The following is a 23,377-nucleotide window of genomic DNA, read 5'->3' as shown; positions in this document are numbered from 1 at the left end:
ACAGCCCGCCGGAACGTGACATCCCCCCGGGCGGGGGATGCCCGGACCGGCCACGCGCCGCCCGGGCGGGCAGCGCGAAGGGCGCCGACCGGTGGTCGGCGCCCTTCGTCACACTGCGGTACCGCGAGCGGTCGCGGCCCGGCCTCCCCGGCGGGCGGAACTCAGCACCGGGGCACGCGGGCCGCGCCCGGGATCAGCTGCAGCCGCTGGTCGAGCCGCAGCCCTCGCACAGGTAGCAACTGCCCGCGCGGCGCATCTTGGTGCCGCAGGAGAAGCAGAGCGGGGCGTCCGCGTTCAGGCCGAGCTGGATCTCCATCAGTTCGGTGGAGTTGTGGGCCTGGGCCGGGGCGGCCTTCGGCGCCTCGACGGCGGCGGGCTTGGCGGCCACCACCGGCTCCGCGGCGCGGGGGGCGGACTGGGCCAGGCCCTCGACGTCCAGCTCCTCGGCCTCCAGCGGCTCGTACGAGCCGGTGTCCAGGTGCCGCTGACGCTCCTCGACCGAGTGGATGCCGAGCGCGGAGCGGGTCTCGAAGGGCAGGAAGTCCAGCGCCAGGCGGCGGAAGATGTAGTCGACGATCGACTGCGCCATGCGCACGTCCGGGTCGTCCGTGAGGCCGGCCGGCTCGAAGCGCATGTTGGTGAACTTCGAGACGTACGTCTCCAGCGGGACGCCGTACTGCAGGCCGACCGAGACGGCGATCGAGAAGGCGTCCATCATGCCCGCGAGGGTCGAGCCCTGCTTGGACATCTTCAGGAAGACCTCGCCGAGACCGTCGTCCGGGTAGGAGTTGGCGGTCATGTAGCCCTCGGCGCCACCCACCGTGAAGGAGGTGGTGATGCCCGGGCGGCCCTTGGGGAGGCGCTTGCGGACGGGGCGGTACTCGACGACCTTCTCGACCACCGGGGCTGCCTCGGCCTTGGGGGCCTCGGCGGCGGGGGTCTTGGTCTTGGCCGAGAGCGGCTGACCGACCTTGCAGTTGTCGCGGTAGATCGCGAGCGCCTTGACGCCGAGCTTCCACGCCTCGAAGTAGATCTCCTCGATCTCCTCGACGGTGGCGACCTCGGGCATGTTCACCGTCTTGGAGATGGCGCCGGAGATCCACGGCTGGATCGCCGCCATCATCCGCACGTGACCCATCGCCGAGATGACCCGCTCGCCCATCGCGCAGTCGAACACCTCGTAGTGCTCGGGCTTCAGGCTCGGGGCGTCCACCACGTTGCCGTGCTCGGCGATGTGGGCGACGACCGCCTCGACCTGCTCCGGCTGGTAGCCGAGGCGCTTCAGGGCGCGCGGCACGGTGCCGTTGACGATCTGCATCGAGCCGCCGCCGACCAGCTTCTTGAACTTGACCAGGGCGAGGTCGGGCTCGACGCCGGTGGTGTCGCAGTCCATCATCAGGCCGATGGTGCCGGTCGGGGCGAGCACCGACGCCTGGGCGTTGCGGAAGCCGTTCTGCGCACCGATCCGCAGCACGTCCTGCCAGGTCTCGGTGGCGGCGGCCCAGACCGGGGCGTCCAGCTCGTCGACCGGCACGGCGGCGGAGTTGGCATCGGCGTGCTGCTTCATGACCCGCTGGTGCGGGGCCGCGTTGCGGGCGTAGCCGTCGTACGGGCCGACCACGCCGGCCAGCTCGGCGCCGCGGCGGTAGGCGGTGCCGGTCATCAGCGAGGTGATGGCGCCGGCGAGCGCGCGGCCGCCCTCGGAGTCGTACGCGTGGCCGGTCGCCATCAGCAGGGCGCCGAGGTTGGCGTAGCCGATGCCGAGCTGGCGGTAGGCGCGGGTGGTCTCGCCGATCTTCTCGGTGGGGAAGTCGGCGAAGCAGATGGAGATGTCCATCGCGGTGATGACCAGCTCGACGACCTTGGCGAAGCGCTCGGCGTCGAAGGAGTCGTCGTCGCGCAGGAACTTCATCAGGTTCAGCGAGGCGAGGTTGCAGCTGGAGTTGTCCAGGTGCATGTACTCGGAGCAGGGGTTGGACGCGTTGATGCGGCCGGACTCCGGGCAAGTGTGCCAGTGGTTGATCGTCGAGTCGTACTGGATGCCGGGGTCGGCGCAGGCCCAGGCGGCCTCGGCCATCTTGCGGAAGAGCTTCTTCGCGTCGACGGTCTCGATGACCTCGCCGGTCATCCGGGCGCGCAGGCCGAACTCGGTGCCGTTCTCGACCGCGGTCATGAACTCGTCGGAGACCCGGACCGAGTTGTTGGCGTTCTGGTACTGGACGGAGGTGATGTCGTCCCCGCCGAGGTCCATGTCGAAGCCCGCGTCGCGCAGCGCGCGGATCTTCTCCTCCTCCTTCACCTTGGTCTCGATGAAGGCCTCGACGTCCGGGTGGTCCACGTCCAGGACGACCATCTTGGCCGCGCGCCGGGTGGCGCCGCCCGACTTGATGGTGCCGGCGGAGGCGTCGGCGCCGCGCATGAAGGAGACCGGGCCGGAGGCGTTGCCGCCGGAGGAGAGCAGTTCCTTGGAGGAACGGATCCGGGAGAGGTTCAGGCCGGCGCCGGAGCCGCCCTTGAAGATCATGCCCTCTTCCTTGTACCAGTCGAGGATCGACTCCATGGAGTCGTCGACGGCCAGGATGAAGCAGGCGGAGACCTGCTGGGGCTGCTTGGTGCCGACGTTGAACCAGACCGGCGAGTTGAAGCTGAAGATCTGGTGGAGCAGCGCGTAGGTGAGCTCGTGCTCGAAGACCTCGGCGTCCTCCGGGGCGGAGAAGTAACCGTTCTTCTCGCCGGCGGCGCGGTAGGTGAGCACCACGCGGTCGATGATCTGCTTGAGGCTCCACTCGCGCTGCGGGCTGCCGACGGCGCCGCGGAAGTACTTGGAGGTGACGATGTTCACGGCGTTCACCGACCAGGAGTCGGGGAACTCCACGCCGCGCTGCTCGAAGTTGATCGAGCCGTCGCGCCAGTTGGTCATGACGACGTCGCGGCGCTCCCAGGTGACCTCGTCGTAGGGGTGCACGCCAGGGGTGGTGTGGATGCGCTCGATCCGCAGGCCGCCCTTCGTCGCCTTGCCGGCGGCGCCCTTGGCGGCCTTCTCGGACTTGGACCCGCGTGCGGAACCGCTCGTCGTGTCTGTCACTTCTCGCTCCTCCTCCTGGGCAAACGCCCTCGGCGCCCCTTTGCTTCCGGGGTGCCGCTGGTTCGCTTCTCCTGGTGTGCGGACAGCCGGGTCGCCGGCTGCTACCGCACGGTTTGTGGTGTTCTGTGCCCAGATTTCGGGCACGCGTCAGCCCCGGAGGGCCGGTCGGTACGGTTGTAGTACGTCGGTGTTACGCCGCCGCGTCGATGGACGCACCGGTTGGGGTCGTGCGGGTGCCGCCGGTCAGGACGCGGCGGCGGGGGCCGGCACCGGGGCGCCGCCCTCCAGGGCGAAGGCCTGCTCGGCGCGGAGTTCCGCGATGGCGGCCTCGAAGTCTTCGAGTCCGTCGTACGCCCGGTACACGCTGGCGAAGCGCAGGTAGGCGACCACGTCGAGGTCCTTGAGCGGACCGAGTATGGCGAGCCCGACGTCGTGTGTCGAGAGTTCGGCACTGCCGCTGGCCCGCAGGCACTCCTCGACCCGCTGGCCGAGCTGGGCGAGGGCGTCCTCGGTGACCGGGCGGCCCTGGCAGGCCTTGCGGACCCCGGAGATGACCTTCTCCCGGCTGAACGGCTCGGTGACGCCGCTGCGCTTGACGACCATCAGCGCGGCCGTCTCCACCGTGGTGAATCGGCGGCTGCAGTCGGGGCACTGGCGGCGGCGGCGGATCGAGCTGCCGTCGTCGGTGGTGCGACTGTCGACGACGCGACTGTCGGAGTGCCTACAGAAGGGGCAGTGCACCTGAGGATTCCCTCCCTGGCATGACGTGCGGACCCCGACGAGTCTACGCGATGCGAGGGGGTCGACCACAACTTGTGGGTCCGAGGAGCACTCTAGCCACTAGATCTAGGTCTTGGGGGGATCCGGCCACCCAGGCGCGCCGCCCCGGATTAGACTTGTGCAGTCGAACATTTAATCGATGTACAACAAAGCCTTGATCGAGTGTGTCAACTCTCGAATAATTCACTCGAACGTGTGTTTGGCGCAACCTTTCGATAGGTGGTGCCGTTGGGCTGGAAAAGGGGAGGACATCCGTCGAGAGGGGCCGCCGTGAACACGATCGAAAGCAACACCATCCCGGTGCAGGAACACACCCAGCTCAAGGTGGGGCAGCGCACCACGAACCAGAGTGTGGACCACAGCATGGACCGTAGCGAAGACCACCGCCAGGCCGGCCCGGCCGTCCCCGGCGTGAGCCGCGTCCCCGACCAGCCGATCGAGCACTCCAGCACCCAGGACGCCGCTCTCGGCCACCCGGCACCCACCCGCTCGCTGCCCGGCCGCCCGCCCGGCATCCGCACCGACGAGGCCGGGCTGACCGAACGCCAGCGCCGGGTCATCGAGGTCATCAGGGACTCCGTCCAGCGCCGGGGCTACCCGCCGAGCATGCGCGAGATCGGCCAGGCCGTCGGCCTGTCCAGCACCTCCTCGGTCGCCCACCAGCTGATGGCCCTGGAGCGCAAGGGGTTCCTGCGCCGCGACCCGCACCGCCCGCGGGCCTACGAGGTGCGCGGGGTCGAGGTCGCCCGGCCCAACACCGCCGAGACGGCGGGCCGCCCGTCCACCTCGTACGTGCCGCTGGTCGGCCGGATCGCGGCCGGTGGCCCGATCCTCGCCGAGCAGACCGTCGAGGACGTCTTCCCGCTCCCCCGTCAGCTGGTCGGCGAGGGCGAGCTCTTCGCCCTGACCGTGCGCGGCGACTCGATGATCGAGGCCGCCATCTGCGACGGCGACTGGGTCACCGTCCGCCGCCAGCCGGTCGCCGAGAACGGCGACATCGTGGCCGCCATGATCGACGGTGAGGCCACCGTCAAGCGCCTCAAGCGCGAGGACGGGCGGATCTGGCTGATGCCGCACAACCCGGCCTACGACCCCATCCCCGGCGACAACGCGACCATCCTGGGCAAGGTCGTGGCGGTGCTGCGCCGGCTCTGACCCGCCGGCGGGGAGCACCGCCGGACCGCCGGCCGGGCCCAGCTGAGCCGACCACAGATGAGGGGGACTCCGGTCGCAGCCGGAGCCCCCTCTGTCATGCCCGCCCGCCCCGGGCCGCCAGGGGCGGCCCCGAACGACCCGGAACCGCCGCTCAGCCGCGCTTGGCGACCGGACGCGGCTCCGGGGCCGAGGCGTCGATCGCGGCCAGCGAGCGCCGCACCTGGTTGCGGTCGGTGGTGTACCAGAACTCCGGCATCGACGAACGGAAGTAGCTGCCGTACCGGGCGGTGGCCAGCCTCGGGTCCAGCACCGCCACCACCCCGCGGTCGTCCACGGCCCGCACCAGCCGGCCGGCGCCCTGCGCCATCAGCAGCGCCGCATGGTTGGCCGCGACCGCCATGAAGCCGTTGCCGCCCGCCTCCTCAACCGCCTTCTGCCGGGCACTCATCAGCGGATCGTCCGGCCGTGGGAACGGGATCCGGTCCATCACCACCAGTTGGCAGGCGGAGCCCGGCACGTCGACGCCCTGCCAGAGCGAGAGGGTGCCGAACAGGCAGGCCTCCGGCTCGGAGGCGAAGTCGCGGATCAGCTCGCCGAGGGTGTCCTCGCCCTGCAGCAGGATCCGGTTGTCCAGCCGCTCGCGCATCGCCTCGGCCGCCGCCTGCGCCGCCCGCATCGAGGAGAACAGCCCGAGGGTGCGGCCGCCGGCCGCGCCGATCAGCTCCTCCAGCTCGGCCAGCATCTCCGGCCGGTCGGGCTCGCGGCCCGGCGGGGGCAGGTGCTTGGCGACGTAGAGGATGCCCTGCTTGGGATAGTCGAAGGGCGAGCCCACGTCGATCCCGCGCCAGTACGGCGGGGTGTCCTCACCGAACTCCGGCTCCGGGTCCTGAGGGGTGCGGACGTCCGCCAGCCGGCCCTCGCCGGGCAGGCCGAGCGAGCCGGCCACCCCGTTGAAGTCACCGCCCAGCTTGAGGGTGGCCGAGGTGAGGACGACCGAGCGCTCCTTGTAGAGGTTCTCCCGCAGCAGCCCGGCGACGTTCAGCGGCGCCACCCGCAGCGAGGCCGTGCCGGGGCCGAAGCGGTCGGAGCGCTCGATCCAGACCACGTCGTACTCGGACTCGGCGAGCAGCCGCTCGGCCGTCTCGTGCAGGGTGTCGGCGGAGGCCATCGCCTGCTTGCGGACGGCGTCCTCGTCGGTGAGGGCCTTGTCCCTGGTCTCCCCCAGCGAGGTGATCACCTGCCGGGCGGCGTCCCGGATCGCCGAGACCGCGTAGGAGAGGTACTCGGGCAGTTCCTCGACCCGGCCGGGCTGCGCCGTCTCCATCAGCCCGTGGTAGCTCTCGGCGGCCGCCTGGAGGGCGTCCACCGCCTTCTCGTTGGCCAGCCGGGCGGCCCGCTTCACCGCCCGGTTCACGGCGCCGACGGTCAGCTCGGCGGTGGCCGCGCCGGTCACCCGGTTCACCAGCTCGTGCGCCTCGTCGACGATCAGCATGGCGTGCTCGGGCAGCACCGGCGCGCCCTCGATCGCGTCGATCGCCAGCATCGCGTGGTTGGTGACGACGACGTCCGCCAGCTTGGCCCGCTCGCGGGCCTTCTCGGCGAAGCACTCCTGGCCGTACGCGCATCTGGTCGCGCCCAGGCACTCCTTGGAGGTGACCGAGAGCTGGGCCCAGGCCTTGTCGGAGACGCCGGGGGTGAGGTCGTCGCGGTCGCCGGTCTCGGTCTCGTCGGCCCATTCCCGCAGCCGCAGGACGTCCCGGCCGAGCTTGCCGGTGGGGCCGCCGAGCGCCTCGACCGGGTCGAACAGCCCCTCGCCCTCCTCGCTCGGGGTGCCCTCGTGCGCCCGGTGCAGGCAGAGGTAGTTGGAGCGGCCCTTGAGCATCGCGAACTGCGGGCGGCGGCGCAGCACCGGGTGCAGCGCGTCGACCGTCCGGGGCAAGTCCCGTTCCACCAGCTGGCGCTGGAGCGCGAGGGTGGCCGTGGCGACCACCACCTTGTCGCCGTGCGCGAGCGCCGGCACCAGGTAGGCGAGGGACTTTCCGGTGCCGGTGCCGGCCTGGACGAGCAGGTGCTCGCCGTGGTCGACGGCGTCGGCCACGGCCTCGGCCATCCGGACCTGGCCGGGGCGCTCCACGCCGCCGACCGCGGCCACGGCGGCGTGCAGCAGGTCCGGCAGGCGGGAGCGCTTCACCGCGGGTGCGTCGGCGGGCTCGGCCTCGTCGTCACCGGGCAGGGGCTGGGGTTGGGAGTCGTTCGTCATCGCCCTCCCACCCTACGGCGCGGCACTGACAATCCGGCTCCGCTGCCCGGGCATCGCCGCCAGCACGCCGGGGTGCAGCGCGTTGGGCACCTGTCCGTGCACGGCCGCGTGCGGCCGCTCCGGGCGGTCCCGGTAGCCGTCGAGCAGGAGCCGGTTGCGGTTGAGGCAGAGCCGGTCGATGGCCGGCAGGAACAGGTCGAAGAGTTCGAAGCGCTCGCGCAGCTCGGGGAAGCGGGCCTGGTAGCGCAGGATCTCCTCGCGCAGCAGCGCCCAGAACTCGGCCTCGGGCAGGCCGAGCTGCTGGTCGAGCAGCGGCGCGAGGTAGCGGTAGACGCCGATGAAGAGGCCGGAGTGCAGGAACTGGCAGAGGAAGTCCGGCCGGTCGCGCAGCAGGACGCCGGCCACCTCCGCGGGGATGCCGCGCAGCTCGGGCAGGTCCTGGTCGCTGAGGTTGACGTCGTCGACGAAGTCCTTGACGGCCAGCCGGACGGGCACGTCGTGCGCGTCGAACACCACGATGGCGTTCTCGCCGTGCGGGGAGAAGACGGTGCCGTAGCGGTACAGGAAGTGCAGCAGCGGCGGGAGCATCGCGCCGAACAGCCGGCTCACCCACTCCCGCGGGCCGAGCCCGGAGCGGGCGATCAGCTCGGCGGTCAGCGCCCGGCCGTCCCGGCCGCACTGCAGCAGGGCGGCCAGCGTGCGGGCCCGCTCGCCCGGGTCGAGGGAGGGCCCGAGCGGCTCCCGCCAGATCGCCCCGAGCAGTTCCTTGTACTGGTAGGGCGCCTCGGGCAGCTCCCGGTAGACCGGGTGGTCGACGGTGACGGAGGCGATCTCGCCGAGCAGGATCACCCGGCACTCGTCCCGCAGGAAGGCGTCGCCGTCCCGCAGCCCGTGGATCCAGCCGGTCACGGCCGGCGCCACCAGGGTGCGCTCGGTCGGCAGGCCGCGCCAGACCAGGGTGTTGAGGATGGCGAGCGGCAGTTTCACGGTGCAGCGGTCCGGCCGGCTGACGTTGAAGAAGGAGCGGATGGACTGCTGGGGCAGCCGCAGGTCTCCGTCGGAGGGCAGCGGCACGATCTCCCCCGCGGCGATCCAGGGGGCGAAGAGCGGCACCACCGTCTCGTCCCACTGCCAGGGGTGCACCGGCAGCAGCAGGTAGTCCTCGGCCCTGTCGCCGAGCACCGCGCGCAGTGCGGCGGGGTCGTCCAGCTCGGCCCGGTACAGCTGCTCCGGGGTCTCCAGGCCGGGCACCCCGCGGTAGGCGGCGAGCCGCTTGTGCACGGCGATCCAGGGCAGCGGCCGGGGGGTGCGGGCCTCCGGGGCCCAGCGGGCGGCGTCGGCGGCGGAGAAGCCGAGCCGGCCCTTGTTGGGCACGATCCAGGGGTGCCCGCCCTGGCGGCCCTCCAGCTCGGTGTGGCCGAGGTCGGCCAGCTCGGCGGCGGTCGGCGCGGTGGCCAGCTGGTGGGCGTCGGCGAGCAGCGTGGCGGTGAGCTCGCGGACCAGGTGGCCGGTGGTGTCGCCGCCGAGGCCGAGTTCGTGGCGGGCGAACTGGACGAAGCGCAGCGGGTCCAGGTCGGGGTCGTGCGAGCAGTGCAGGGAGGCCGGGTCGACCTGCCAGCTCCCGTAGGCACCGCGGCGGGCGGTGAAGCGGTAGGTCACCGCGCCGGGCAGGGTGAGCAGGTGGCGGCCGTCGGCCTCGGCGACCGGGGTGACGAGCTCCTCGTACGCGAACTCCCCCAGCATCTTGGCCAGCATCGCCCGGCGGGCCCGCTGCCAGTGCTCCGGGGTGAGCTGCGGGGGCAGGTACAGCGGCGGCTCAGCGGCTGGCTGCTGCGGCACGGGGCCACTCCTGGGGTCGTGGGAAGCCTGTGGTGGTCGGGGCGGTGGTGCCGGATCCGCCGCCACCGGCCGCGGTGTGCGGGGCGGCCACGGGCGGGGCGAAGCCGGTCCAGGCGGTGCGGGCGGGCAGCCGGTGGACGGTCCGGCCGGCGACGGCGTTGAGGATCACGGCGGCCCGGTGCGCTCCGAGCCCGAGGTCGGGGGTGCCGACGCCGTGGGTGTGCAGTTCGGCGTTCTGAACGTACAGCCCGCCGGTCAACTCCGGGAGAGTGGCGACACGGTGGTCCAGGCCGACCCGGTAGCGGCCGGTCCCGTCCCAGTCGATCAGGTCGGCCAGCGGCCCGAGCGCGGCCGGACGGGCGGCCCGGTAGCCGGTGGCGAGCACCACGGCGTCGGTGCGCAGCACGTGCTCGGCGGCCGAGTCGACGTGCCGGCAGCGCAGTTCGAGGCCCTCGCCGCCGGGGGCCGGCCGGGCGTCGGTGACCGCGGTGCCGGGGGTGATCTCCACCGGGGCCGAGTCGATCGGGCGGCCGATCGTCCGCTCGTACAGGTGGTCGTGGATCTCGGCGAGCGTCTCGGCGCTGGCGGCCTTGTGCAACTGCCACTGGGCGGTGACCAGTTCGTCGCGGACGGCGGCGGGCAGCGCGTGGAAGTACCGGGTGTAGTCGGGGGTGAAGTGCTCCAGGCCGAGCTTGGAGTACTCCATCGGGGCCAGCGCCCGGGTGCGGGTGAGCCAGCGCAGCCGGGTGCCGTCCTCGCCGCGCCGGCGCAGCAGGTCCAGGAAGACCTCCGCGCCGGACTGCCCGGAGCCGACCACGGTGATGTCCCGGGCGTCGTCCAGCTCGCGCCGGCGGTCCAGGTAGTCCGCCGAGTGCCAGGCCCGCCGATGCCCCGCCAGCGCGCCGAAGGCCTCCGGCAGCACCGGGCGGGTACCGACCCCGAGGACGACGTTGCGGGCGCGCACCGTCCGCCGGGCGCCGGTGGTGGTGTCGGTCAGCTCGGCCGCGAACAGACCGCCGGTCCAGCGCAGCGCGGTGACCTCGGTGCCGAACCGGCAGGCGGGCAGGCGTTCGGCGGCCCAGCGGCAGTAGTGGTCGTACTCGCGGCGGGGCAGCTGGAAGCGCTCGGCGAAGTAGAACGGGAAGAGCCGGTCCTGCTCGCGCAGGTAGTTGAGGAAGGACCAGGGGCTGGTCGGGTCGACCAGCGAGACCAGGTCGGCGAGGAAGGGCACCTGCATCCGGGCGCCTTCGACCAGCATCCCCGGGTGCCAGCGGAACTCCGGACGGGCCTCGCAGAACAGCGTGCTCAGGCCGGCGGCCCCGTCCGCCAGCGCGGCGAGCGAGAGGTTGAAGGGGCCGATGCCGACGCCGAGCAGGTCGTAGGGGTCGGGGGTGGGCGTTTCCATGTCGGAGGGGGATTCCTAGGGGAGGGGCGGCGGCGCCTGGGCCGGGCGGCCGGGCGGGCGTTGGCGGATCATCAGGGCGGCGCGCTTGGTGGGCAGGTCGAGTTCGGCGGTGAGCCGGAACCCGGCCCGCTCGAAGGCCCGGACGGACGGCAGGTTGCGCACGTCGGGTTCGGCGACCACCCGGGTGCAGCGCGGGCGGACCCGCAGGATCCGCTCCGCGACGGCGTCCAGCAGCATCGTGCCGAGGCCCCGGCCGCGGGCCCGGGACGGGCCGAGCAGCAGGTGGACCCCGGTGTCGTGCGGGCGGGCCGGGTAGTGGCGGGCGAGCGGGTCCAGGTCGGCCCGGTAGACCTCCCAGTAGCTCATCGGCGTGCCGTCCAGCAGGCCCATGCAGGGCACGCTGCGGCCGTCGCCCTCCAGTTGTCCGCGCAGGTGGTGCTCGGTGGTGGCGGGCGGCCCGTCGAGCTCCCAGAAGGCGGCCACCTCGGGGTCGTTCATCCAGCCGACGAGCAGGCCGAGGTCGGGGGCGAGCCGGACGGGCCGCAGCCGGAAGTCGCCCGCGTCGGTGGGCATGGTGCCCCACCGGGCGATGCCGTCGAGCAGGTCGGCGGGGGCGCGGGGCGCCGGCGGTGCGACCCGGACCGGCGCTCCCGTCCAGGAGCCGGCCGTCACGCGGCGGCCACCGGGTTGGGGATGTCCACGTACACCGACTGGGTCTCGACCGGGCCGACCAGTTCGTCCAGGCCGTTCAGCCTGGTGAGCAGGTTGGCCTTGCAGCGCAGGGTGGCGGAGCCCAGCAGGTGGGCGGGCAGCGCGGAGCCGGTGGCCGCGGCCCGGGGGCCGGCCAGGAAGCGCCGCAGGGCGGCGAGCAGGACCTGCTCGTCGGCGAGCCGCTGGGAGCCGAGGGCGCCGATCAGGCCCAGCACGTGATTGATGCCGAGGTAGTAGGCGAAGCGCTCGTCGGCGGTGGCGTCGGCGACGAAGGTGTCGCTGTCCTCGCCGAGGCCGGGCAGCCGGGCGTGCAGCCGCCCGGCGTGCGAGGCGCGGAAGTAGTAGCCCTGGTTGTCCCGGTAGCGGCCGCCGACCGGCCAGCCGACGGCGTCCAGCAGCACGAGGCTGTTCTGCTGGTGGGCCTCCAGGGCGATGCCGGCCCGGCCGTCCAGCCAGAGCACCGGCAGCACGACGGCGTCCAGGTAGCGCAGGAACCACTCGGTGGCCACCGTCCGGAGCGGCCGGCCGCAGCGCGCGGACAGCGCCCGCAGCACATCGCCCAGCCGGCTGCGGACCGGTCCTTCGCCGCCCAGCGGCTGCTCGGCCACCAGGCCGGCCACGCAGAGCGCGCGCTGGTCCTGGCCGAAGGGCTGCTGCCGCAGGACGGTGTCCAGACCGCTGGGGTCGGCGGGGCCGTCCTGGCCCGCGCCGGGCAGGTCCACGCCGATCCAGGCCGGGTCCCGGACGATGTCGAAGCCCGGGTGGGCGGCGCGCCACTCCTCGCCGAGGCCGCTCTCCAGCAGCCGGTGCACCTCCAGGCCGCGGTGGAGCTCCTTGCGGAGGTTCTCCCGGCGGGAGTTGGTGATCCGCAGGCCGAGCGAGAGCTTCAGCATCCAGGGGGTGCCGGGGCGGCAGACGGTACGGACCGAGGAGGTCGGGTACCAGGGCGCGCCGTGCGGGCCCAGGTCGTGCAGCCGGCCGTCGGCGAGCAGCGCGGCGACCGCCGGGCGCAGGGCCAGCTCGCGGGCCTGCCAGGGGTGCAGCGGGAGGGCGGCGGTGCCCGGCGGGAGCAGCCCGGGGGTGGCCAGCAGGCTCTCGGTGAGCTGCTCGGCGGTGCTGCTCAGCGCGGAGCCGGCGGCGAGCAGCTCGCGGTCGACGGCGTACCAGTGCAGTTGGAAGGAGCCGCGCAGCTCCGGCGAGTAGGCGGCGCTCTGGGCCGGGCCGAGTCCGTCGCGGCTCTTCGGGGTCGGATGCAGCGGGTGGCCGAGCAGCAGGTCCTGTTCCGCGGCCAGGAAGGGCGAGGCGGGCCGGGCGGCGGGGTCGGCGGGCTGCCGGCGGTGGGCCAGGATGTCGGTGGTGCGGGCCACCGAGTCGGCGACCCGGGCGGCGAGGTCGGCGATCCGGCCGGGGTCGGGGCGGTCGGCGGCGGCCGCGGCGAGCAGCGCGGCGGCGGTGACGGCGTCCACGGGGGCGCCGTCCGGAGCGGGGCCGCCGGGCTCCGCGGCGAGGTCCCCGGGCCCGGCCCCGGGGCCGGAGGCGGCGGAAGCGCCGGTGAGGGCGGCTGCGCCGAACCGGTGCCAGCCGCAGGCCGACCAGTGCCGGACGGGGACGGTCAGCCGGGCGGCGCCGCCGAGGACGGCGATCCGCAGCAGGCCGTCGGGGTCGGGGCGGGCGCCGGTCTCCCTGGTCCAGCAGCGCAGCAGTGCCTCCAGCGCGGCCTGTTCGGCGGCGACCGCCGGGTCCTGGTCCAGCAGCCGGTCCGGTTCCGCCGCCCGGGCGCGAACCACCGCCGCTTCGGTACCGGTCCGGTCCGTGCCCGCCCGCTCCGGCGCCGCCCGCTGCGGACCGCCCCCGTCCGACTGGGCCTCTTCCGCCCCGGCCTCTTCCGCCGCTGCCTGCTGGGGCAGGTACGGAAGTGCGGTCGGGGCTCCGGTGAGGGCGGTGCTCAAGGCTGCTCCTTGTGGCGCGGGGGACTCCGGACGCGGCATGGTCGGGGATGTCTGGCGGGCACCTCTCACCGTGCGTCAAGTAAGGGTTACCTATCCCTGAGGGGTGATCACAAGAACGGACCACTCGTTGGAGTGAAGATCGCGAGTTACTCACCCTCAGGGGGGAGCAGCTGCTTCTCCGACGCGACGCCGGCGGGGCCGCCGAGGAGCGCACCGGGGCACACCCGGCCTGCCGGCGACGGACGCGCTCCGAGCGCCGTGTCACGGATCGGTGACCTTCCATCATCGTCCGCAACCGGGGGGTGGCCACCGCCGTCCTGATGGCCGGTGGAAGACTCCACCATGCCCGCGACGGCCGCAGCACGGCGGTCCGTCACCCCGGCGGCCGGTCGTCGGCGCCGGGCAGTGGACCACAGGGGGAGCGAAGCCCATGTCACCGATCCGCCGATCCGCCGACCGCGCGTCCGGAGCGGCCGCCCGGCCGGCCCGCGCGCGCCGCCGCGCCGTCGGCGCGGCCCTCGTCGCGGCGGCCCTCCTCGGCAGCGCCGCCTGCGGCCCCGACGGCGGCGGCAAGGCCGCCCCGCCCCCGGACGGCCAGGCGGCCACCACCGGTGCGGCGCCGGGCGGCGGCGGGGTGATCGGCGGCCTGACGCTGCCCTCGGGGCTGCCGTCCGGCCTGCTCGACGGGCTGCCGAAGACCTGGGACGACCTGAAGAAGTGGAAGTTCGAGGACTGGGACAACTGGGCCAACCAGCACGTCTTCAACAACCCGGTGGTCAAGGACTTCTGGAACCCGGACAAGATGGGCGACTCCAAGCCCGCCGACCCGGCCCCGCCGACCACGCCGCCGGCCGGCGACAGCGGCGCCAGCGACCCGGAGCCGCCGGTGGTCAAGGCCTCCCCGGTGGCCCGCCCGTACACCAAGCAGCCGTCGGGGAAGGTCTTCTTCAGCGCGGAGGGCGGGCGCGGCAACTGCTCGGCCACCGTGATCGCCGACCCGGCCCACCCCGGCAGGAGCAACCTGGTGTGGACCGCGGGCCACTGCGTCCACCAGGGCAAGGGCGGCGGCTTCTACAAGGACCTGGTCTTCGTCCCCGCGTACAACAACTCCGGTGCCTCCAGCGGCGGGAAGAAGGCGCCGCTGGACCAGCTCGCGCCGCTGGGCACCTGGTGGGCCGACAAGGTCGTGCCTTCCCCGCAGTGGACGGCCGAGGGCGGCGGCACGGGTGACTCGGCGAGCCAGTACGATTTCGCCGTCATGCGGGTGCACAACCAGAACGGCGGCGGCAAGTCGCTGGAGGAGACGGTCGGTTCGGCCGTCCCGGTCTGGTTCGACGCCCCGCGCGAGGCGCTCTCCGTCGCGGCCTGGGGCTACCCGCTCTTCAAGCCCTTCGACGGCCAGGAGTTGTACAAGTGCGACGGCGGCAAGCCGTCCCGGCTCTCGTTCGACGCCAAGCGGCCCTCGATGCTCACCATCGGCTGCGACATGACCCAGGGCTCCAGCGGCGGCGGCTGGTTCGCCAAGATGCCGGACGGAAGGACCGCCCTGGTCAGCAACACCTCGATCGGCACCGAGGAGCACACCTCGCTGAGCGGCCCGTACCTGGAGACCGTCGCCAAGCAGGCCCTGGAGTACATCTCCAAGAAGTAGGCCCGCCGCCGGCCCCCGCGGCCGGCGTACGGCCGCCCACCACCACTCACGACCACCACGGGGAACCACACACCATGTCGAACACCGTCCGCACCAGCCCGGTCCGGCGCCGGGCCGCCCTGGCCTGCGCCTCGGTCCTGGCCGTCCTCTCGCTCACCGCGACCGCCTGCGGGCCGGAGAACGGCGACCCGAGCACCGACGCGGGCGGCACGTCCGCACCGACCGTCGCGGCGAGCGGCTCCGCGCCCGGCAAGCCGGGCCTGGGGCTGCCCACCAGCCTCGCCGACCTCGCCAACTGGAGCCTGGACGACTGGGCGAAGTTCGCCAACGACAACATCCTGAAGAACGATGTCGTCAAGGGCTTCTGGGACATGACCAAGATGGAGGCCGCGGCCGGCCGGGACACCCCCGAGTTCAGCACCCAGAGCGCCACCGCCCAGAACGAGACCGACGCGCAGCTGCCGGGCCCGATACCGGCCAAGCCCCAGGCCCACCCGTACAACGCCGCGACCGCGGTGCTCGGCAAGCTGTTCCTGGAGGACGGCAAGGGCGGCGGCGGCTACTGCTCGGCCACCGTGGTGAGCGACCCGGCGAACCCGGGCCGCAGCAACCTGGTGTACACCGCCTCGCACTGCCTGCACGAGGGCAAGGGCGGCAAGTTCTTCCAGAAGATGACCTTCGTGCCGTCCTTCAACAAGAGCGGCGCGTACAGCAACGGCAAGAAGGCCAGTGAGGCCGAGATGGCCCCGTACGGCTGGTGGGCGGCCGACGAGGCGTACGTGAGCCCGCAGTGGGCGGCCGAGGGCGGCCATGACGGCGGCCCGGTCAGCCAGTACGACTTCGGCATGATCCACGTCCACAACATGAACGGCGGCGGCAAGTCGCTGGAGGAGACGGTCGGCAGCTCGGTGCCGGTCTGGTTCAACGCCCCGCGCGACCAGATCAACTCGGCCTTCGCGTACGGCTATCCGTCCGCCGCGCCGTTCGACGGCCGCGAGCTGGAGCACTGCGACTCCACCGTCAAGCCGGCCAAGCTCTCCTTCGAGGCGGCCCGGCCGACCATGTACGTGATCGGCTGCACCATGACCCCGGGCTCCAGCGGCGGCGGCTGGTTCGTCACCAAGGACGGCAAGCCGGCCCTGATCAGCGTCAACTCGATCGGGCCGAAGCCCGCCGCCTGGATGGCCGGCCCCTCGCTGCAGGCCCAGGCCAAGAACATGTTCGACTACGTGAGCAAGAAGAAGCGCTGACCCGCAGCGGCGGAACGCCGCGGGCCCCGGTCTCCTGGGAGACCGGGGCCCGCGGCGTTCGGGTGGGCCGGGATCAGCCCTGCGTCACCACGGTGTAGCGCTCCAGCTCGGCCGCCAGCTCGGCGGCCACCTTGGCCTTGATCAGGGTGCCCTCGCCGGTGTGCTCGGTGGCGAGCAGCTCACCCTCGGCGTGCACCCGGGAGACCAGGTCGCCCCGGGTGTAAGGGACCAGCGCCTGGACCTCGATGGCGGGCCTCGGGAGTTCCTCGTCGATGAGGCGCAGCAGTTCCTCGATGCCCATCCCGCTGCGGGCCGAGACCACGATGGCGTGCGGCTCGCGGCGCAGCAGGCGCTGCAGGACGAGCGGGTCGGCGGCGTCCGCCTTGTTGATCACGACGACCTCCGGCACGTTCTGCGCGTCGACCGAGACGATCACCTCGCGGACGGCCGCCAGCTGCGTCTCCGGCTCCGGGTGCGAGCCGTCCACCACGTGCAGGATGAGGTCGGCGTCGGCGACCTCCTCCATGGTGGAGCGGAAGGCCTCGACCAGGTGGTGCGGCAGGTGCCGGACGAAGCCGACGGTGTCGGCCAGCGTGTACACCCGGCCGCTCGGGGTCTGCGCCCGGCGGACGGTCGGGTCCAGGGTGGCGAACAGGGCGTTCTCCACCAGGACGCCGGCGCCGGTGAGCCGGTTGAGCAGCGAGGACTTGCCGGCGTTGGTGTAACCGGCGATGGCCACGGACGGCACCTGGTGGCGCTTGCGCTCCTGGCGCTTGGTGTCCCGGCCCTTCTTCATGTCGGCGATCTCCTTGCGGAGCTTCGCCATCTTCTCGCGGATCCGTCGCCGGTCCGTCTCGATCTTGGTCTCACCGGGACCACGGGTGGCCATGCCGCCGCCGGAGGACCCGGAGCCGCCACCACCCATCTGACGGGAGAGCGACTGGCCCCAGCCTCGCAGCCGCGGCAGCATGTACTGCATCTGCGCGAGCGAGACCTGCGCCTTGCCCTCACGGGACTTGGCGTGCTGGGCGAAGATGTCCAGGATCAGGGCCGTCCGGTCGACGACCTTGACCTTGACCACGTCCTCCAGCTGGATCAGCTGGCCGGGGGTGAGCTCACCGTCGCAGACCACGGTGTCGGCGCCGGTCGCGGCGACGATGTCGCGCAGCTCGCGGGCCTTGCCGGAGCCGATGTAGGTCGCGGCGTCGGGCTTGTCGCGGCGCTGGATCACACCGTCCAGCACCTCGGAGCCGGCGGTCTCGGCGAGGGCGGCGAGCTCGGCGAGCGAGTTCTCCGCCTCCTCGACGGTGCCGTCCGTCCAGACGCCGACGAGCACCACGCGCTCCAGGCGGAGCTGGCGGTACTCGACCTCGGTGACGTCCTGGAGTTCGGTGGAGAGGCCGACGACACGGCGCAGCGCGGCGCGGTCGCTCCGGTCGTACTGGTCGCCGTCGTAGTGGCGGTCGCGGTCCTCGTCGATGGCCGCGAGGTCCTCGTCCATCAGGGCCTCGGCCCGGAGGTCGCCGAGGCGACGGGAGGAGTCTTCGGATTGGTCGCGGGTTTCGAACGTGGAGGTCATTCTGTCCTTTGTCTAGCTGGTGTCCGACGGGTGCGGGTGGCCGTGCGTGACCGTGCCGGGACGGTCGCACGGGGATTCTGCCCGGCTGCCGCCCCTTGTACCTCGTACGGTACGGGCGGATCGGAGCAACCCCTCAGGACCGCAGGTGCCAGTAACGCTTCTACACCTCTGGGAACGCCGCGGACCGGCCGTGAATTCCCCATGATGGTCGCACGCCCGGACCGGGCGGGTCATCCGCATTTCCCGCACCCTCCGGCTGCGGCCGGCACACGTCGTACACCCCGGAGACCCGCAGCATCGCCCGCATCACCAGCGGCAGCGTGCCGGCCGTGGGCAGCTCGATCGTGTAGGTGTGGCGGACCCGCAGCTCCTGCGGCGGCTCCACCTCGGCGGACACGATGCCGATCCCCTCGGCGGACATCACGGCGGTGAGGTCGGCCAGCAGCCGGGGCCGGTTGAGCGCCTCGGCCCGCAGCGTGACCCGGTAGCCGGAGGGCGGCACCGCCTCCGGCACCCAGGTGATGCCGAGCGGGCCGCGGCCGGCGGCGCGCATCCGCTCCCCCGCCGGGCAGCCCGCCCGGTGCACGGTGACCGAGCCGCCCTTGGTCGCGTAGCCGGTGACCTCGTCCGGCGGCACCGGGGTGCAGCAGCGGGCCAGCCGGACCGGTACGCCGGGCCGCCCGGCGACCGCCACCGGGGCGGCGCCCCGGCCGGCGGCCGGCGGCCCGGGCGGGGCGGGCTGCTCGGCGGAGGGACCGGTGCGCACCACCGGCGCGCCGGCGGGGTGGTCGACGAGCCAGCGCTCGATGGCCAGCCGCGCGCCGGGAGTACGGGCGTACGCCAGCCACTCGGGCGCCGGCCCGGAGGGCTCCGCGCCCACTGCCGCGCCGGGCTGGTCCGGACCGCCGCCCTCGGTGAGGACGCCCAGCACGTCGCCGTCCTCCAGCGTGGTGGAGAGCGCGGTGAGCCGGCCGTTGACCCGGGCGCCGATACATCGGTGGCCGGTCTCCTCGCCGATCAGGTACGCGGCGTCCACGCAGCTGGCGCCGGCCCGGAGCTGAAGCGTTTCGCCGCTCTCCGTCACCACGGTGATCTCGCGGTCGCCGGCCAGCTCGGCGGTGAGGGTGGACCAGAAGGCGTCCGGGTCGGGCGTCTCCTGCTGCCACTCCAGCAGCCGGCTGAGCCAGCCGGGCCGGGCCGGGTCCGTCCGGTCCAGCTCGTCGCGCGGGCCCTGGCCGCCCGGTTGCCCGGTCGGCTGCCCGGTGGCGGGCTGCCCCGCCGGCTGCCCGCCGGGCTGGTGCGGGTCGCCCAGCGCGACCACGCCGGTCTCGGCCACCAGGTGCATCTGCCGGGTCCTGACCAGTACCTCCACCACCTCGCCGTCGACCGCGACGGCGGTGTGCAGGGACTGGTAGAGGTTGAACTTGGGGGCCGCCACGAAGTCCTTGAACTCACCCGGCAGCGGGGTCCAGCAGGTGTGCAGCTCACCGAGCACGGCGTAGCAGTCGGCGTTCTCCTCGACCACCACCAGCACCCGCCCGAAGTCGGCCGGGTGCAGACCCTGCGGCAGCCCGTCCCGGCCGGCCGCGCCGGAGCGCTTCACCATCACCCGGTGCACCGAGACGCCGTGCCGGGGCCGGACGGTCACCTCGGCGGGCACCCCGGCCTCGGCGAGCTGGCGGCCCAGCGCCTCCGCGAACGGCTGCAGCAGGGTGTCCTGGTCGGCCTCGTGGGCGGCGACCAGCGCCCTGGTCCGGGCGTGCTCCTCGGGGTGCAGGGTGGCGAAGACGATGTCCTCCAGCTCCGCCTTCACCACCTGGATGCCGAGCCGCTCGGCGAGCGGGATCAGCACGTCCCGGGTGACCTTGGCGATCCGCGCCTGGCTGGCCGGCTTCATGTGACGGATCGTCCGCATGTTGTGCAGCCGGTCGGCGAGCTTGATCACCATCACCCGGACGTCGTCGCCGGTCGCGACCAGCATCTTGCGGAAGGTCTCGGCCTCGGCGGCCGCACCGAAGTCGACCTTCTCCAACTTGGTGACGCCGTCGACCAGATAGGCCACCTCGGGGCCGAAGTCGGCGCTGACCTGGTCGAGCGTCACCTCGGTGTCCTCCACGGTGTCGTGGAGCAGCGAGGCGACCAGGGTGGTGGTGCCGGCGCCGAGCTGGGCCAGGATCATGGTGACCGCGAGCGGGTGGGTGATGAACGGCTCGCCGCTCTTGCGGGTCTGCCCGCGGTGGCTGGCCTCCGCCGTCCGGTAGGCCCGGCCGAGCAGGCCGATGTCCGCCTGCGGATGGTGCCGGCGGTGCGCCTGCACGATCGGCTCGATGGCGTCGGGCACCGGCTGGCGGCCGGTGGCCAGCAGCGCGGCGCGGCCCGCCCGGCCCAGCGCTCCCCGGCCGAGCCCGCCGAGCGGGCGTCTGACCGGGCCGGGCCTGGCGGCCCGGGAGTCGTCTGCGGCCGGCGGGGCGGGCGGCGGGGCGGCGAGCGCCGCAGGCTGCGGGGGGTTCGGCCGCGGAGCGGCGGGCGGGAGCGCACTCGGCTGCAGGGCACCGAGCCCTGCGACACTGAGCTGCCCGGTCTCGGGCTGCCCGGCTTCGACGGTCATCGGCACCTCCGGCAGCTAGCACCGGAGCGACTGCCGACCCGGTGGTCCATGCTACCGAGGACAGCACGTTCCGCGATGCCTCGCTTCCCTTCCGTCATCGGGATCACCCGATCGGGGGGATTCGCGTCGGTACGAAATGGGCAAAACCGCCCGCCGATCCCCCACCCAGCGCCGGGCGGGAGCCCGGCAAGGGCCGAGCAAGGGCCCGGCAAGGGTCCGGGAACGGCCGGGCGGCAACCCGGCGGCGCCCGCCCGGCGGCCCGAGGACCCGCGGGAGCGGGCCCCGGGCGGGCGGCGACCGGTCAGCGCGGGAGGGCGGCGAGCCAGTCCGGCTCCAGGACGCCGCTGCCGACGATCACGGCCGGACCGGTCATCTCCACCCGGCCGTCCGGGTGCTCGGCGATGACCAGCCGTCCGCCCGGCAGGTCCACCACGTAGCTGACGCTCTCCCCGGTGACCGCGGGATCGGCGCCGTCCCGGCGGGCGGTCGCGACCGCCACCGCGCAGGCGCCGGTCCCGCAGGAGCGGGTCTCGCCGGAGCCTCGCTCGTGCACCCGCATGGCGACGTGCCGGGGGCCGCGGTCCACCACGAACTCCACGTTGACGCCCTCCGGGTAGACCCCGTCCGGGCTGGTCAGCGGCGCGGCCAGCAGGTCGCCGGCGTGGTCGAGGTCGTCGACGAAGGCGACCGCGTGCGGGTTGCCCATGTTCACGTTGCGGGCCGGCCAGCGCCGGTTCCCGACCGTCACCTCGATCCCGTCCGGACCGGGCAGCCGGGCCACGCCCATGTCCACGGTGACGTCGCCGGGGGTGCCGTCGGCCGCGTCCTCGGCGATCCGCACCCGGAGCACGCCCGCGCGGGTGGCGACGGCCAGCGGCCCGGGCTCGGCCAGGCCCGCGTGCACCAGGTAGCGGGCGAAGACCCGCAGGCCGTTGCCGCACATCTCGGCGATGCTGCCGTCGGAGTTGCGGTAGTCCATGAACCACTCGGCACGGTCGGCCAGCGGCGCGGAGACCGGGTCGGCCGCGGCGCGCACCACCCGCAGCAGTCCGTCGCCGCCGATCCCGGCCCGACGGTCGCAGAGCACGGCGACGGCCTCCGGACCGATCACCAGCCGCCCGTCCGGGTCGGGCAGGATGACGAAGTCGTTCTGGGTGCCGTGCCCCTTGAGGAAGGGGAGGCCGGCCTGCTGCAACGGGGATTCGCTCACACGGACGATGGTACCGACCGGACCCCGGCGGCCCGGGCGGCGGACACTCCGGCCGGGCGTCAGCTGTGCAGGTGGACGACCCGCCAGACGGCGAGCGCGCAGGAGACCAGGGCGACCAGCGTGTAGATCACGATGGCCCGCCAGCCGGCCCGCTGGCCGGATCCGCGGCGGGGCAGTCCGGGCCACTTGTAGCCGGCGTGCCGGGCGGCCATCGCGCCCCAGCCGACCGAGGCCGCGGTGAGCAGCAGGCCGAGCATCCCGACCATCGCCCCGCCGGAGCCGAAGGCGAGCGGGAACCCGAACATCAGCGAGCCGACGGCCGCGAGCAGGGCGATCGGGAGCGTCTGCCACCAGCGGAGTCTTCGGCGCGGGCGGATCTCACGCTCGTGCACGACACCGCCCGGACCGAGGTCGTCGAGCGTCGGCAGCGCCAGCGCGTACGAGGTGGGCCCGTCGAGGGGCGGCAGGTCGGAGAGCTCGGCCAGGGCCGGTGCGTGCTTCTCGACCGCTTCGGTGGTGGCGCTCATCCGCTGCTCGGTTTCGGGGCCGGTACCCGTCGACACGCGGCCTCCCCTGACAGTTCGACACGAGTCCGGACTCACGGCCGGTGCGACCGGCCCGCGCGGCCGGTCTCCAATGCTTTGATGATGGCATGTCCCGGGTGGCCGACAGCGCGTCCCGAGGGGTCTTCGGGTGATCCGTGGCCATGACGTGATCCGCCTGTAACCGCCGGTTCGTCCTGCACGGGAACCTGCGCGCGCAGGTGCACCACCGAGTGGCCGGATACCGCCGTCGGACGGCTCAGATCTGATGTCCGATCAGATCCAGCGACCGCTGGAGGAGCTCGGCCGGGTCTGCGCCGGCCGGCCGGGCCAGCCAGTGGATGCGCTCGCGCGCCGGAACCAGGACTCCTGGCGGCGGGCGAAGCGCTTGGTCGCGCGGACGGTCTCGGCCCGTGCCTCCTCCTCGCTGCACCCGCCGGCGAAGTGCTCCAGCACCTGCTGGTAGCCGAGCGCCCGGGCGGCGGTGCGGCCCTCGCGCAGGCCGACCTTCTCCAGCGCGCGGACCTCGTCCAGCAGACCGGCCTGCCACATCCGGTCCACCCGCAGGGCGATCCGCTCGTCCAGCTCGGGCCGCGGCACGGCGACGCCGATCTGCACCACGTCGTAGACGGCGGTGTTGCTCGGCAGGTTGGCGGTGAAGGGCAGCCCGGTGATCTCGATGACCTCCAGGGCGCGGACGATCCGCCGACCGTTGCTCGCCAGGATCGCCGCGGCCGCGGCCGGGTCGAGGCCGGCGAGCCGCAGGTGCAGGGCGCCGGAGCCCAGCTCGGCCAGCTCCCGCTCCAGCCGGGCCCGGACCTCCGGGTCGGTGCCGGGGAACTCCATCTCGTCGACGGCCGCCCGGACGTACAGCCCGGAGCCGCCGACCAGGACGGGGGTGCGGCCGTCGGCGAGCAGCCGGTCGATCTCGGCGCGGGCCAGCCGCTGGTACTCGGCCACGCTGGCGGCCTCGGTGACGTCCCAGACGTCGAGCAGGTGGTGCGGGACGCCGCCCCGCTCCTCGACGGTGAGCTTGGCGGTGCCGATGTCCATGCCCCGGTAGAGCTGCATCGAGTCCGTGTTGATCACCTCGCCGCCGAGGCTGCGGGCGAGGGCGACGGCCAGGTCGGACTTGCCGGCGGCGGTCGCGCCGACCACCGAGACGACACGGGGCGGGGTGGGGAGGGAGCTGCTCACGCTGCAAGTCTCGCAAAAGCGCCGCCGTACCGGTCCGCCCGCTGCCGAAGGCGGCCGTCCGCGAGACGATATGACCGGTATCGGATGATTTTCACGGCCGGCACCGGCCCGGCCCGCACCTGCGAGCGCCGGAGAACGACTCGGCGCGCACCAGC

At 73.5% G+C, this 23,377-nt stretch carries 14 protein-coding genes and 1 pseudogene; 3 read left to right on the top strand and 12 right to left on the bottom strand.

Annotation, left to right across the window (positions count from 1 at the left end):
* Positions 1 to 193 precede the first annotated feature (193 nt).
* Positions 194 to 3,085, bottom strand: a complete 2,892-nt coding sequence (locus J2S46_RS27280; protein ID WP_191291956.1) for a vitamin B12-dependent ribonucleotide reductase — start codon at positions 3,083 to 3,085, stop codon at positions 194 to 196.
* Between the two features lie 243 nt (positions 3,086 to 3,328).
* Positions 3,329 to 3,826: a transcriptional regulator NrdR gene (gene nrdR, locus J2S46_RS27275; protein ID WP_191291957.1), complete on the bottom strand. Its 498-nt coding sequence runs from the start codon at positions 3,824 to 3,826 to the stop codon at positions 3,329 to 3,331.
* A gap of 474 nt (positions 3,827 to 4,300) precedes the next feature.
* Here nrdR and lexA point away from each other — a divergent pair, with 474 nt between their 5' ends.
* Complete coding sequence (gene lexA / locus J2S46_RS27270; RefSeq protein ID WP_229913015.1) at positions 4,301 to 5,020, top strand: transcriptional repressor LexA; 720 nt, start codon at positions 4,301 to 4,303, stop codon at positions 5,018 to 5,020.
* A 151-nt stretch (positions 5,021 to 5,171) separates the two neighbouring features.
* Here lexA and J2S46_RS27265 read toward each other — a convergent pair whose 3' ends face one another.
* Genes J2S46_RS27265 through J2S46_RS27245 form a run of 5 tightly spaced genes read right to left on the bottom strand, consistent with a single transcriptional unit; the run spans position 5,172 to position 13,223 of the window.
* Positions 5,172 to 7,280, bottom strand: a complete 2,109-nt coding sequence (locus J2S46_RS27265; protein ID WP_191291958.1) for an ATP-dependent DNA helicase — start codon at positions 7,278 to 7,280, stop codon at positions 5,172 to 5,174.
* A gap of 12 nt (positions 7,281 to 7,292) precedes the next feature.
* Positions 7,293 to 9,119 carry an IucA/IucC family protein gene (locus J2S46_RS27260; protein WP_370882251.1) on the bottom strand — a complete coding sequence of 609 codons (1,827 nt, stop codon included), beginning with the start codon at positions 9,117 to 9,119 and terminating at the stop codon, positions 7,293 to 7,295.
* Complete coding sequence (locus J2S46_RS27255) at positions 9,097 to 10,524, bottom strand: lysine N(6)-hydroxylase/L-ornithine N(5)-oxygenase family protein (protein WP_191291959.1); 1,428 nt, start codon at positions 10,522 to 10,524, stop codon at positions 9,097 to 9,099. Before J2S46_RS27255 ends, J2S46_RS27260 begins: the two co-directional genes overlap by 23 nt.
* Before the next feature lie 15 nt (positions 10,525 to 10,539).
* Positions 10,540 to 11,196 carry a GNAT family N-acetyltransferase gene (locus J2S46_RS27250; RefSeq protein ID WP_229913005.1) on the bottom strand — a complete coding sequence of 219 codons (657 nt, stop codon included), beginning with the start codon at positions 11,194 to 11,196 and terminating at the stop codon, positions 10,540 to 10,542.
* Positions 11,193 to 13,223 carry an IucA/IucC family protein gene (locus tag J2S46_RS27245; RefSeq protein WP_370882250.1) on the bottom strand — a complete coding sequence of 677 codons (2,031 nt, stop codon included), beginning with the start codon at positions 13,221 to 13,223 and terminating at the stop codon, positions 11,193 to 11,195. Before J2S46_RS27245 ends, J2S46_RS27250 begins: the two co-directional genes overlap by 4 nt.
* Before the next feature lie 391 nt (positions 13,224 to 13,614).
* Here J2S46_RS27245 and J2S46_RS27240 point away from each other — a divergent pair, with 391 nt between their 5' ends.
* Entirely contained in the window at positions 13,615 to 14,835 is a 1,221-nt protein-coding gene (locus J2S46_RS27240; RefSeq protein ID WP_191291960.1) for a trypsin-like serine peptidase, read from the top strand.
* A gap of 74 nt (positions 14,836 to 14,909) precedes the next feature.
* On the top strand, positions 14,910 to 16,085 hold the full coding sequence (locus tag J2S46_RS27235) for a trypsin-like serine peptidase (protein WP_191291961.1): 1,176 nt from the start codon (positions 14,910 to 14,912) through the stop codon (positions 16,083 to 16,085).
* Between the two features lie 73 nt (positions 16,086 to 16,158).
* Here the strand turns inward: J2S46_RS27235 and hflX are convergent, their stop codons facing one another.
* The 5 genes and pseudogenes from hflX to miaA all read right to left on the bottom strand — a co-directional run bounded on the left by hflX (position 16,159) and on the right by miaA (position 23,222).
* Positions 16,159 to 17,664: a GTPase HflX gene (gene hflX / locus J2S46_RS27230; protein WP_191291962.1), complete on the bottom strand. Its 1,506-nt coding sequence runs from the start codon at positions 17,662 to 17,664 to the stop codon at positions 16,159 to 16,161.
* A gap of 160 nt (positions 17,665 to 17,824) precedes the next feature.
* A complete protein-coding gene (locus tag J2S46_RS27225) occupies positions 17,825 to 20,272 on the bottom strand; it encodes a RelA/SpoT family protein (RefSeq protein WP_191291963.1) in 2,448 nt (815 codons plus the stop codon).
* A gap of 302 nt (positions 20,273 to 20,574) precedes the next feature.
* The gene (gene dapF, locus J2S46_RS27220; protein WP_370882334.1) at positions 20,575 to 21,492 is read right to left on the bottom strand and encodes a diaminopimelate epimerase; all 918 of its coding nucleotides are present in this window, start codon (positions 21,490 to 21,492) and stop codon (positions 20,575 to 20,577) included.
* A gap of 50 nt (positions 21,493 to 21,542) precedes the next feature.
* Positions 21,543 to 22,046 (bottom strand): hypothetical protein, encoded by a 504-nt coding sequence (locus tag J2S46_RS27215; protein WP_229913007.1) that lies wholly within the window; start codon positions 22,044 to 22,046, stop codon positions 21,543 to 21,545.
* A gap of 238 nt (positions 22,047 to 22,284) precedes the next feature.
* A pseudogene (gene miaA / locus J2S46_RS27210) lies at positions 22,285 to 23,222 on the bottom strand (tRNA (adenosine(37)-N6)-dimethylallyltransferase MiaA).
* Between the last annotated feature and the right edge of the window lie 155 nt (positions 23,223 to 23,377).

Source organism: Kitasatospora herbaricolor, from assembly GCF_030813695.1.
Taxonomy (GTDB): Bacteria; Actinomycetota; Actinomycetes; order Streptomycetales; family Streptomycetaceae; genus Kitasatospora; species Kitasatospora herbaricolor.
Note: the sequence above shows the minus strand (reverse complement) of the source record. Positions and strands in the feature narration are given on the sequence as shown.